The 14,783-nt window shown below is 37.0% G+C and carries 2 protein-coding genes; both read right to left on the reverse strand.

Going from position 1 to position 14,783, the window contains the following annotated elements; genetic code table 11:
- The coding region (locus tag D8855_RS07105) for a Rib/alpha-like domain-containing protein (protein ID WP_125416713.1) at window positions 1-8,118 on the reverse strand (8,118 nt) is incomplete at its 3' end.
- Window positions 8,119-8,433: 315 nt separating this feature from the next.
- The gene (locus D8855_RS07110) at window positions 8,434-14,622 is read right to left on the reverse strand and encodes a MucBP domain-containing protein (protein ID WP_125416715.1); all 6,189 of its coding nucleotides are present in this window, start codon (window positions 14,620-14,622) and stop codon (window positions 8,434-8,436) included.
- Between the last annotated feature and the right edge of the window lie 161 nt (window positions 14,623-14,783).

Consider the following 14,783-nt stretch of genomic DNA (forward strand, 5'->3'; position numbering starts at 1 on the left):
AATTTCCTTAACAGGTGTTACATTAACCGGAACTTCTACTGTAATCACTTTTCCATTTGGTAATTCTACCGTTACTTTAACTGGATCTTTCTTACCTGGTGTTGTTAAGTCTGGAATGTTTTCAACATTTGTGATCTTGCCACCTTCTGGAATCTTGATGCCTTTTGTGTAATCCTCTGGTGTTAATGGGGTCTTAGTTACTGGAGTTTCAATTTCCTTAACAGGTGTGACTGTTACTGGGACTTCTACTGTAATCACTTTTCCATTTGGTAATTCTACCGTTACTTTAACTGGATCTTTCTTACCTGGTGTTGTTAAGTCTGGAATGTTTTCAACATTTGTGACCTTGCCACCTTCTGGAATCTTAATTCCTTTAGTATAATCCTCTGGTGTTAATGGGGTAGAGGTGACTGGTGTCTCAATCTCTTTAACAGGTGTTACAGTTACTGGAACTTCTACTGTAATCACTTTTCCATTTGGTAATTCAACCGTTACCTTAACTGGATCTTTCTTACCTGGTGTTGTCAAGTCTGGAATGTTTTCAACATTTGTGACTTTACCGCCTTCTGGAATCTTAATTCCTTTAGTGTAATCCTCTGGTGTTAATGGGGTAGAGGTGACTGGTGTCTCAATCTCTTTAACAGGTGTTACATTAACTGGAACTTCTACTGTAATCACTTTTCCATTTGGTAATTCAACCGTTACCTTAACTGGATCTTTCTTACCTGGTGTTGTCAAGTCTGGAATGTTTTCAACATTTGTGACCTTGCCACCTTCTGGAATCTTGATGCCTTTAGTGTAATCCTCTGGTGTTAATGGGGTAGAGGTGACTGGTGTCTCAATCTCTTTAACAGGTGTTACAGTTACTGGAACCTCTACTGTGACTACTTTACCATTTGGTAATTCAATCGTTACCTTAACTGGATCTTTCTTACCTGGTGTTGTCAAGTCTGGAATGTTTTCAACATTGGTCACTTTTCCACCTTCTGGAATCTTAATTCCTTTAGTATAATCCTCTGGCGTTAATGGGGTAGAGGTGACTGGTGTCTCTATTGAGACTGGAACGACTTCTACTACGTTAACAGGTACAGGTACCTCTTTAGTCGCAACTACTTTACCATCTTTCACATACTCTACCACTACTGTCGCTGGGATTTGTACACCAACTGTTGCTGTAGGTGGTACTGTTCCTGTTTTAACTTCTGTAACTGTTACAGTAACTCCTGATGGAAGCCCCTTCACGTTATTAGCTGCTTTTTCAGCCTGTTCTTTAATAGCTTTTTCTAGTTCTTGCTTATCACTATCTTTAAGAACTGTTACACCTTCTGGGGTTACTTTTGGTAATACTGTCACTGGGACTTTTACTGTCTCTTCACCATTTGCATACTTAACTTTAGTTGGTACTGTTACATCGGTTGCTCCAACTTTATCCTTTGTATCTGGTAAATCAGCTTCTGTTGGATCTTGTACTGTTCCACCTTGTCCTGGTGTTACTGCATCTTTTACTTTAGCTATTTCAGGTTTGTCGCCTTCAACAACGTATACTTGATCAGCATTTGAACCAACGACATTTACAGTAATTTCTGCATCTTTTGTATACTTAACGCCATCTACTGTATAGGTTACTGGGACTTTTACAGTTCCTTTGTTTGTTCCTGCTTCCGATGTAATGGTTGCAAGCACTTCTTCTGTAATCGCTCCAACTTCTACATCTTTGGCACCATCTGGTAATTTAGCTTTGAAATCTGCTGAGTTTGCTACTTCTTCTGCTTTAGCTTTAGCTACTTCTTTAACTTTATCTGTAGTTTCACCTTTTGGTACCGTTACTTCACCTTTAGCAACTGGCAATACTGTCACTGGCACTTTCACTTGTTCTGGAGCTTTAATTCCTTCGTAAGTTACTGCTACCGTTACTTCTTTCTTACCTGTTGTTTTTGTTAGGTCTTCTGGAATTACAGGATTACCTTTAGTTCCATTAGATCCTGGTGTTACTGCATCTTGAACAGTTTTAGCTTCTACTGTATCACCTTCAAAGACTACCAATGGTTTTGATGTTGAACCAACTACCGTTACCGGAACTTCTACTTCTTTAGATCCAACTACACGGCCTTTATCATCAGTATATTCAATAACTACCTTAGCTGGTTTTTGTTCTCCTGTAGCAGTTGTTTCAGGTTTTTCTTTCACTTCTTTAACAGTTACTGTTACACCTGCAGGAATATTATCTTTTGGTAATGCATCCACCACTTCTTGAGCTTTTGCTTTAACCATTGCTTCTAAATCTGTACTATCTTTAAGTACTGTTACTCCCGTTGGTTTAACAACTGGTAATACTTTAACAACCGTAGGGACTTCTACAAGTTTATCTTCACCATCTTTCGCAACTACTGTTACTTTCTTATCTCCAGGTGTTGTTGTGTCTACATCACCATCTTTATAGGTGAACTTAGTTCCGTCTGGATATTGATCAGGATTAATGCTTTCAGATGGATCTGGTTGTGTATTTTGAGGATTTTCAAATACATATTGCACTTCAGGATCTACTACCACAACTTTAGCTGGAACTTTAACAATCGTATCTTCACCAACTTTAGCCACAACGACTACATCTTTCTCTCCCGATGTAGTTGTATCTACTGGAGTTTCATAAGTAAATTCCGTTCCATCTGGATATTCACCCGGTGTGATACTTTGTTTAGCTTCTGGTTGTTTATTAGCTTTATCAGCTACAACAAATTGTGGAGTGCTATCAACTACACGAACAGTTGCAGGTACTTCTACAAGTACTTTATCCCCCTGTTTAACCACTACAGTTACTTTCTTATCTCCAGGTGTTGTCGTATCAATTTCTTCTTTGTACTCATATGTAGCATCGTCTGGATAGTCTGCTGGGTCAATATTATCTTCTGGAGACGGTTGTTTCTTGTCTGCACTTACTGGGACAATTTGTGGATATCCTGCAACAACTTTAATCGGTACATTAACAGTTTCTTCACGTTTATTATCCCCTGAACCGTATGTCACTGTCACAGGAGCTGTTAATGTGTCATCCCCAACTTTATCAGTTGTATCAGGAAGTTTAGTTTCATCTACTGTTTTCTCATTTCCTTTAGTAGTAACAGCATCTTTTAATTTTTCTGAAGATGGTTTATCTCCTTCTACTACATAAACAGGTTTTGCAGTTGAAACTTGTGGTTTAACTTTAATTGTAAACTCTTGATCTATTTCTTTCTTAGTATCAAACGTTGGATCCTGATCAAATGGATTATCTACAACATCATATCCCATAGATTTCAAAACATCAACACGTGCTTGAACTTTTTCTTCTGGAATTTTATCTCCTGATTTACCAGTAAGATCATCAATATTATATTTCGTATCTAATGGTGTTTCAACACCTTTATCATCTACAGAAACAAATTTAACTTTTGCTTTTTGATTGTCTTTTTCATAGGTAATCTTGATATTTGCTTTTGGATCCGTAATTTTTGGTGGTTTATATCCTTCTTCTGGTTTAGCAGGATTTACCGGTTCTAATGGTGTTCCATTTCCATCTTTTGGAGTATATCCATCTTTATGAGGAATAATTTGTGTAACTTCACCAGTCTTGGTTGGATCATTTGGATCGTTAGGGAATGGAATCGGATCTCCATCCTTACCAGTGGTTGGATCAACAGGAATCCAGCTTCCAATCTTCGTATAAGTAACTTTATCCGTTTCATCAGGGATTACTTTTGTATCTTTTGCAGGGGTTGTTGCTTCTTTAGCTGGAATTTCTTTTTTATCAGCAATATATCCTGGTAGAACATCTACTCCAACTTTATCCCATGTTTTATTTGGACTTTCCCAATCAGTATAGCTTACTTCTTTTGTGACAAGATTAACGGTTGCTTTTCTTGTGAATGGCACCGTTTGAACAGTATCATCCTTAGCTTTTTCTTCAGCTGCTGTATCTGAATCTTTCTTCACATATGAAATCACACGTTTAGCTGTTGTATTCAAGTCAGATTCAGCTAATCCCTCAGGCCATTTAAGTTCTGGTGTATCCCCATTTGGATCTACTGGACTATCTTTTTCATGTGGTGTTGATGAAGGTACTTCAATGATTCTAGGTTTAACCACAATTTTAAATGTTTGAGAAGGTGCTGATGAACCATCTGTTGGGTTAATATCTTCCTTGTCATCAAAAAGTGGGTGATGATTATCCTGAGTATTATAGTCATCACTTTCTACTTCATAACCTTGGTTCTTAAGTTCTTTGATTTTGTTGTCAATATCTGTATTTGCTGGTAATTCTGAACCAGATTTACCAGTTAAATCAAAACTAGAAACCACTTCATTTGCGGCTCCATCTACTTTCTTCTCAATCACTACTTTAGATGTTTGAGTAGAAGGTGTATATGTAATTGGTGATTCCCCAAATTTATCCGTTGGTGTAAATCCATCTGGAACTTTATAGCCTTGAGTTGGATCATTTGGATTTTTCGGTGTCAATTCTTGTCCATTATATACTGGAGTATAACCTGGAACATATGGAATTGTTATTGTGTTAAAATCACCTGGAACTGTTGGATCATTCGGGTTATTTGGATAAGAAATCTTATCTGGCGCTCCTTGTGGTTTCTTACCTGCTGGATAGTTTGGTACAAATGAACCAATTTCTTTATAAAGAACTTTCTTCACTTCAGAAGTTGCTGTTCCATTTTGTGCTGGCTTAGGAGCATCTTTTTCTGGAACAAGTTTATCCGCATTATCCACTAATAAATAATTATTAATAACTGGAGATTCAACTGAGTTATACTTGCCATTAGTACCATCTGCTTTAGCATCAGTTAGTTTATCCGCTTCATTGTAAACTTCCCAATCAGAGTAAGTTACTTCTTTTGTTTCAGGATTAACTGTTGCTGTACGTTTGTAAGTTACTTTTTGCACCTTTTCAGCATATAAAGGAGTAGCATTATCTTTGTTTGCATCTTCTTCTTTTAGATACTTAATTGTACGTGTAACCTCTTTAACTAAGTCCTCACGAGTAACTCCTGCTGGATATTTACCAAGATTTTCATCTCCTTCTTTTACAGGTGTATCTGCTGTTTTTGGAGATACTGGAGCTGTTGTGCTTGGATTTGTTGGATCAGTTGTTACTGTAGGATCTACTGTAATTAAGTCTAAGACATGAACAGTGACATTTGCTTCTGTTGATTTCTTACCTTCACTATCAGTTGATTGAACTTTTACAGTGTAATCTCCAACTTTAGTTGTATCTAGATTACCTGCATCACTTACTGCAATTGTTGGTTTAGTAGAATCAACACCATCACGATCATCTTCTAAGTCAGTTGCAGATGGTTTCGCTTTTTCTAGAACTTTATCATTATTCCATTTGTCAGCTTCTTTTGTTTTATAAACATATAAATCTTTTTTCTCAACTGCTACTGTTGGAGCTTCGTTTAGAACATTAGCATAAGCTGGATCTGATTCGTTACCTGCTTTGTCAAGCACAGTAACTTTGATACGTTTGTCAGGATTTGTTGTCTCATTCGCTTCTGTCAAATCTGTTCCTTTTGGAACTGGTACAACTAATTTACCATCGCGTACTTCAACTTTTGTTTCACCAATATACCAACCATCTTCTTTTTTATTTAAAGTAATTGGAGTTTTACTATTTGGTAACGTAACTTTCATTGAAGTTACTCCACCAATAGCTTCTTTAATATTGTCTACCTCAGTATCAGCATCACGGTCCGTTCCATTGTTTCTATCATTGTCAGCGATATCTTGTTTTTCTCTAGGTACATCTGTTAAATTAGTATCTTTTTCTGTTGGGACAGAAATTAATAATTCTGTTGGTTGATTTTTATCAGTTTTTTCTCCATTAATGCTATCAGTATGAACTGGTTCCACAGTAGGAGTTACTGGTTTAATCGTATCGATGTAAATTGTTTTGTTGTAGTAGTAATCTGGATTGTCTGTATTTCCTAGAGCATTGAATGTATTTCTATATGGACTATTTGGATTTACAACACCTGTATTTTCTAATACTCTGTTGCCTTGTAAATCTGTAAATCCTTCTTTAATTTCTGCAGTTACCTTAAAAGTAGCTGTCCCTTTGAAATTTTTTGCCGTTGTGAAATCAATACCGAATGTTCTTGTCCCATTCTTTGCTGGTTCTGAATCCCCTGCATTGAATTTCAATCTAAGCGTTCTTGTAGCTTCATCATACGATACGACTTGGAAAGGACCAGGCCAATTCCATTCATTTGCTTTTTTTAGAGAATCTTTTAATTCGACACCTTCAGGAATTTTAATTGTGTATTCATAAGCACCGTACGTTGGTAACCCACCAACGTTTTTCACAGTAACTCTTAATTGACCGGATTCTTTGTCTTTATAGAGAGTGTCTTCTCCATAAGAGGATGTAGCATTATTACGAACAACATCTGTTGTCATTTCTAATGCAGCACCAACAGCTAAGTTGACCCCACCTACAAAATATCCATCTTCAATTTCTGATTTACCATTTACTGGATAGGTCTTTTTAAATGCTGGTCCATCCTCTAGTGCCTTAATTGTTATTTTAATTTTTTTAGTCGTATTTGGAGTATTAATAATCGTTCTCCAGAATCCGAAACCATTACCATTCCCTCCATCACCATACGGAGTTGAAACGTGTGTTGTTTCACTATTATTATTCGCATCTTTCAGTGTTGTTAAAACTTCACCTGTGTCTGCATCTGTAACGGTAATTTCTACTTTTTCACCAGTACCAGCAGTACCCATATTCCCATAGGCACCACCTGTTAGAACACTTAGGTATAATCTAGAGTTCGGATTAACATTAAATTCTTTCGAAATTTGTGTACCTTTCTTATTTAATTGAATATAATAATCTTTCCCTACAGCTGAATGTGCTGCATTATTTAAAGGAACACCAGGTACACTTGAGTAGTTAACACCATTTGCATAGTTTTGATTAGCTTTATTTGGAGCTAAAGGATTTCCTGGAACGGGAGTATCGTTATATTGTCTCTCAATACTTCCATTATTATCGTAAACTTTAGATGGCTTAGGATCAAATCCAGCAGGTCTATCCGCTGCAACTTCTGTTGGAGCTTCTGGTTTAATCGCTGTTACATAATTATTTGTCCCTTCTATTTTCCATCCATCAATTTCATTTTCAATTCTCTTTTCTTTCCAATTATAAGTAATTTTACCAAGTTTTACTGGAGCTGGATTTGGAGAACTAGTACTATTTCTTGAATATTGATTTTCAACAGTAGCAGATTTTGTTTCAACATCTGGAGTATTAAAATCAATATCTCCAAATTGATTTTTCAAACTTGAAATAACGTTATCTACTGGGTTAGCTCCTACCCCTCTTTTATTATTACTAGTAGGACCTTCTGCTGCTTGTTCTCCTACACCAGTAGGAGTCGCTCTAAACCCACTTTCCCCTTTACCAGGAATTGCTTTTCCGTTTCGTGGATCTTGGTTTTTATTTGTTTTTTCTACTTTAGCTTCTGTTTCTGATTTATCTTCTACAGTAGGAGACACTTTTGGCATACTCTCAATTACAAAAGCCTTTTCTCCTAATCTTGCAACAGTTTTATCTACCTCTACCTGAGTTGCTTTATCATTTGCTGATAAAGCTTGAGCTTCTAATAGTGTTGCCTTTGCATCCTCAATAGTTTTTGATGTTTTATTACTAATTTCAACTTTATCGATAGCTGATTGAATACGTGAAATCGCTTCTGATAACTTACTGAAGTCTACCTTTGCAATATTTTCTGGCGCTAGCTTATCTTCATTAACTAAAGCTTCAGCTGAAGTTACTACTGGTTTAGAAACTGGATCTTTAGAAGGAATTTCTTTTCCCTTAGCATCAGAGCTCGCAACATTCTCTTCGTGATTTAAGCTTTCTTGAGATGGCGATGACTGTGGATTAGACAAATTTGAGCTCGTTCTTGCATCGTTTCCTTGAATAGTATCAGCTTTTGCAGTGGCTCCACCTCCAAACATCATAAGCGCAGCAATTGCTACCGATGCTGCACCGAAACTATACTTTCGGATTGAAAATCGTTGAACTTTTTGTCCATGATATTTTTTTGTTCGTGAGTACATTACTACTCCTTTGCTTATATTTTATTTACATCAAGAAAAGTCAGTAAGACCCTCAAATTGATACCAAGAAAAGTCCCGACTTCACCTATTGTATAATAAACATAATAACCCTATCTGCTCATTATGTCAAGTGATTCGATATTTTAATTAATGTAAATATATAAAAAAGTAAAGATAATTAATAGATTCAGAAATATGATTAACAACTCTATAACAACTTTCAAAAAAAGATTAAAAATTACTTCATAATTTACATAGAAAAAGGAGCGGATATGATATCCTACTCCTTATTCTTATCAGAAAATCTAATTAGAATTAGTCTTCTTTTTTCTTTCGAGCAACAAGTCCAAATCCACACAATACTCCAAGAAGTCCAAGTGCTGCTAGGCGAGCATTGTCTTCTGTACCAGTGTTTGGAAGTTCAGCTTGTCCTTTAGCTTCTGATGAAGCTGCTTGAGCTTGTGGTGCTTCACCATTTACTGGTGCCGATGGCATCGTTGGAGTTTCTGGACCCGCTGGGTTAGCCAGATTAGCCGGATTAGGCGGTGTTGCTGGGTTAGCTGGTGTTGTTGGCTGACTTGGGTCTGTAGGAACTACTGGAGTTTCTGGTTGACTTGGGTCTGTCGGTTTCACCGGACTTGTTGGATTTGTTGAAGGTCTTGCTGGAGAAGCTGGTTGAGATGGAGTGAGTGAGCCTCCATTTGTAGTACCTTCTTTGACTTCTTTATAAACGTAAGTTACTTCTGTTGTTCCTTCTGTTACTTTACCATTTTCATCGCCTTTAGTTGAAGTTGGTACTAATACGTATAGTTTTCCATCTTTAGTAGTGATTGTAGCTGGTTTGTTGTCACTTGTGTCATATGCTGAGCTTACTGATCCGTCTGTAGTATCTTTAACGTCTTCTGCGATTGTGTTACCCGCTTCGTCTACATAATGAACGACGACGTTTCCTTTTACTTCTTTGTACACATATGTTACTTCTGTTGTTTTACCTGCTTCAACACTTCCGTTTTCGTTACCTTTAGTTGATGCTGGTACTAATTCGTATACTCTTCCTTCTGCAGTTGTAATACGAGTTGGTTTCATATCGTTATCAGTAGTGTTGTACGCAACACCGGGTTTACCGTCTTTAGTATCAACAGCGTCAGTTTGGATTGTGTTTCCAGCTTCGTCTACATAATGAACTACTACTTGTCCTGCTTTTTCGTAAACGTAAGTTACTTCAGTTTTACCTTCTACTACGTCTCCTGTTTCAGGTTTAGAATCGTCTTTAACAGCTTTTTCTGTTAAGTAATATTTAACACCATCTTTTTCGATTGTTGCTGGTTTATTGTCAGTTGTATCGTATTTAGCGTTTAGAGAAGCACCTTTAGTATCTTCTTTATCTTCAGCAATGACGTTACCTTCTGTGTCAACGTAGTGAACTACTACATCTCCAGTTACTTCTTTATAAACGTAAGTAACTTCTGTTGTTCCTTCTGTTACTTTACCAGACTCTTCACCCTTAGTTGAAGTCGGTACAAGTACATATACTTTACCATCTTTTGTAGTGATTGTAGCTGGTTTGTTGTCACTTGTATCATATGCTGAGCTTACAGATCCGTCAGTCGTATCTTTAACATCTTCAGCGATTGTGTTACCCGCTTCATCAGTGTAGTGAACTACTACGTTTCCTTTAACTTCTTTGTACACATATGTTACTTCTGTAGTTTTACCTGCTTCAACATCTCCAGTTTCGTTACCTTTAGTTGATGCTGGTACTAATTCGTATACTTTTCCTTCTGGAGTAGTGATACGAGTTGGTTTCATGTCCTTATCAGAAGTATCGTATTTAGCTCCTGGTTGACCATCTTTTGTATCAACAGCATCTGCTTGAAGAGTGTTTCCAGCTTCGTCTACGTAATGAACAAGAACGTTTCCTGCTTTTTCGTATACATAAGTGATTTCTGTAGTTCCTTCTACAACAGCACCGTTTTCTGGCTTAGAACCGTCTTTCAATTCTTTAGCTGTCAAGTAGTAAACTTGTCCAGCTTTTTCAAGTTTAGCTGGTTTGTTGTCAGTTGTGTCATATTTCTCACTTAGTGATCCATTTTCTACATCTTTCGTATCTTCAGCAAGTGTGTTTCCTTCTGTATCAACGTAGTGAACGACGACATTACCAGTGATTTCTTTGTAGACGTAAGTTACTTCTGTAGTTTCTCCAGCTTTAACTTTACCTGTTTCATCACCTTTAGTTGATTGAGGGATTAATTCGTATACTTTACCTTCTGGAGTAGTGATACGGTTTGGTTTCATTCCGTTATCAGCAGTGTTGTAGTCTGAGTTTGGTTTACCGTCTTTTGTATCAACAGCATCTGCTTGAATAGTGTTACCTTTTTCGTCAGTGTAATGAACGACTACTTGTCCAGCTTTTTCGTAAACGTATGTTACTTCTGTTTTACCTTCTACTACATCTCCGTTTTCTGGTTTAGAGTCATCTTTAAGAGCTTTTTCTGTTAAGTAGTAAACAGTTCCGTCTTTTTCGATTTTCTCTGGTTTGTTGTCAGTTGTATCGTATTTAGCGTTTAGAGAAGCACCTTTCGTATCTTCTTTATCTTCAGCAATGACGTTACCTTCTGTGTCAACGTAGTGAACGATTACATCACCAGTTACTTCTTTATAAACGTAGGTTACTTCTGTAGTTCCTTCAGTAACCTTACCAGTTTCAGCACCTTTAGTTGATGCTGGGACCAATTCGTAGACTTTGCCTTCTGGAGTCGTAATACGTTCTGGTTTCATTCCGTTATCAGAAGTATCATATGGTGTGCTAATTGATCCATCTGTTGTATCTTTAGCATCTTCAGCAATTTTATTTCCTGCCTCATCTGTATAGTGAACTACTACATTACCTTTTACTTCTTTATAAACGTATGTTACTTCTTTAGTTTGACCTGATTCTACAGTACCTGTTTCATCACCTTTAGTTGATGCTGGGACTAGTTCGTATACTTTTCCTTCTGCAGTTGTGATACGAGTTGGTTTCATTCCGTTATCTGCAGTGTTGTATTCAGAACCTGGTTTTCCATTGTCAGTATCTTTAGCACCTGAAGCAATATCTTTACCGTCTGCAGTTCCTACTAATGGAGTTCCGTCTTCTGTTTGGTAATTAACGATTACTGATCCAGCTTTTTCATAAACGTAAGTTACATCAGTTTTACCTTCAACTACGTTTCCAGTTTCTGGTTTAGAATCATCTTTAAGACCAGCTTTTGTAATGTAGTATACAGTTCCGTCTTCTGCAGTGATTTTTTCTGGTTTGTTATCAACAGCAGTATCATATTTTTCGCTTAGAGATGCACCTTTAAGGTCGTCTTTATCAGCTGCGATTTTGTTACCTTCTGTGTCAACATAGTGAACTACTACATCACCAGTTACTTCTTTATAAACGTAGGTTACTTCTTTAGTTTCTCCAGCAACAACTTTACCAGTTTCTTCACCTTTAGTTGCTGTTGGTACTAATTCGTATACTTTGCCTTCTGCAGTTGTGATACGAGCTGGTTTCATTCCGTTGTCAGAAGTATCATAATCTGATCCTGGTTTTCCATCTACAGTGTCTTTAGCACCTGAAGCTACATTTGCACCAGCTGGGTCAACACCTACTAATGGAGTTCCATCTTCTGTTTGATAGTTAACGACTACTTGTCCAGCTTTTTCATAAACATAAGTTACTGTAGTTGTACCTTCAACAACATCTCCAGTAGCTGGTTTAGAATCATCTTTCAATTCTTTAGCTGTTAGGTAGTATTTAACACCGTCTTTGGTGATTTCAGCTTTTTTGTGGTCTGCTGTGTCGTATTTAACGTTTAGAGAAGCATCTGTTTCGTCTTTTTCGTCTTCTGCGATTACGTTACCTTCAGTATCTTCATACTTAACGACAACATTACCTTTTACTTCTTTATAAACGTAGGTTACTTCTTTCGTTTCACCTGCAACAACTTTACCAGTTTCATCACCTTTAGTTGCTGTTGGTACTAATTCGTATACTTTACCTTCTGCAGTTGTAATACGGTTTGGTTTCATTCCGTTGTCTGCAGTGTTGTAGTCAGTTCCTGCTTTAGCGTCTGTAGTGTCTTTAGCACCCGAAGCAATATCTGTACCGTCTGCAGTTCCTACTAATGGAGTTCCGTCTTCTGTTTGGTAGTTAACGATTACTGATCCAGCTTTTTCATAAACGTAAGTTACTGTTGTTGTTCCTTCAACAACATCACCAGTTGCTGGTTTAGAACCATCTTTCAGTTCTTTAGCTGTTAAGTAATATTTAACACCATCTTTCTCGATAGATTCTTTTTTGTGGTCAGCTGTATCGTATTTAACATTTAGAGAAGCATCTGTTTCATCTTTTTCGTCATCAGCAAGTGTGTTACCTTCAGTATCTTCATACTTAACGACAACATTACCTTTAACTTCTTTATAAACGTAGGTTACTTCTTTAGTTGTTCCTGATTCAACCTCACCTTCTTCTTCACCTTCAGTTAAGTCTGGAACTAATTCGTATACTTTGCCTTCTGCAGTTTTAATACGAGTTGGTTTCATTCCGTTGTCTGCAGTGTTATAAGCTGTACCTGGTTTACCGTTATCAGTATCTTTTGCACCTGATTCTACAGTTTTACCAGCCCCATCTTCGTCTACTACTGTTCCGGCAAGTGGAGTTCCATCTTCAGTTTTGTAGTTAACGATTACTGATCCAGCTTTTTCATAGATGTACGTTACTTTTGTAACACCTTCTACTACTGTTCCTGTTTCAGCTGGTGATGTAGTTTCTGTATCATTTACGGATGTCATAGTGTTTGCTTCGTTTAGGTAGTAAACATTTCCTTGTGCATCTGTAAGTTTTTGAGGTTTTTCAGTTTCATTTTCTTTAGTGTTGTAAGGTACGTTTTTAGAAGCTGTAGTACTACTTACAATTACATCATTTCCATCAGCATCAACATAGTATTTCTCAGTTACTACTTCAGCTACTGTTTCAGGAGTATCAGTGTAAGGAGCTTTTAATTCTGTTCCGTCTTCTGTTTGGTAGTTAACGACTACAGAACCTTTTTTCTCGATTTCACGAGTTTTTTCTTCTGCATAAGTGTAAGTGATTGTTGTAGTACCACTTGCTAAACGGTATGCACGAAGAGGAGTGATTTCGTCACGATAAGAGTACTCTTCAACTTCCGGCGAAGGATCAGAAAATTTAAGAAGAAAATCATTACTATCTTCTATAGTACTTGTTTCTTGATCAGTAACGCTTGCTATATCAGCTGTTATATCACTTGTAGGTCTTCCTTTATCATCAACTTGATCTCCCTTATCAGCACTAATCTCCAGAGGACCACCAGTTTTTGCCGCTATTCCTAAAGTAATATATCGTTTGAAATTAAGAAGGTTATCTTCAAATCCTTTTTCTTGAAGATATGCAAGATAGCTTTTTACAAGAGTTTTGTTTGCTTCTCCTGTTAAAGTATCTGGAGCCGCTTTAAAGTTTTGTACCATTGCATATGTTCTATTTAAAGTAGCCCCAGTTCCATCTTTATCATCTGCTACATTATCACTAGATGACAATTGTATCTGTGCTGTTAAAGAGAAACTCTCAGTTTTAGCTGTTACATAGGTATTTTTCTCAAGAACGAAAACGTAGTCTCCTTCTTTGATGCCACCATCCGCAGTTACGTTAGCTGAAGTGAAGTTTTTCGCTGTTGCTTCTCCAGCTTTGAAAGCTTCTATCATCTTAGCATCAGAAGTGATTGCACCTGAATCAGCTTGTACATATTTACCATATGTTCCTTTTCCAGTTTGTTCAACAATCCAAGCTTTTCCACCGGGTTTTACAGTATCATAAGTGATTTTACCTTCTGCGTTACTTAACCCTTCTGGAGTCAATTTCGCAGTTACATCACCTAGAGTTGTGTCAGAGTACACTCCTCCACCGTTTCCAGTAGTTTCAACCTTAGGTTCTCCGATTAGGTGGTAAGTCTTCCCATCTTTTTCGATAGTTTCTTTCTTACCATTTTCTTTAGCATCGTTTAGGTCGCTAGCTTCTGCATCACCACCTGTAGTTCCTTTGAAAACTTCTCCTGATTTACCGTATACATCGTAATCTGTAGAGATTGTCTTGTTATCACCAGAGTCTTGGTTTTTGTTTTCTTCTAGTACAGTATTACCGTCAGCAGTTACATATTTGTAATCTACTTTTCCAGTTTTTGTAATTTCTTTTGTTCCTGTATCAGTTGGATCAGTTGAAAATTGCATACCTGCATCTGGGTTCTGAATATTAGCTGTATCTACAATCACTGACCCCTTATCATTTGAGATCGTTGTTGTGTTGTCACTGTTCTCTGTCATTGCCGCTTCAACTGTCTGCGTTCCAGCAGCCATTGCAAGGGCTGCACCAACAATCAGAGCAACTGTACCGATTTTGACTGAGTCTGAACGACCGTCTTTAAACTTACGGATGGAAAATTTTTCCTTTTTATTTATAAACATCCTTAGCATCCTTTATCTTTATTTTTTTGTATGATTTTCAAAGATTGTTATATTATTATAGCAATAACAATTGATAAACCTGAAAACCCGACACTTCTATTTTAACACTTTAAAACCCCCTATACAAATAATCTCAATACTTTTTGATCATTCAAACTATA

Source organism: Streptococcus mitis, assembly GCF_003942685.1.
GTDB lineage: Bacteria > Bacillota > Bacilli > Lactobacillales > Streptococcaceae > Streptococcus > Streptococcus mitis_CD.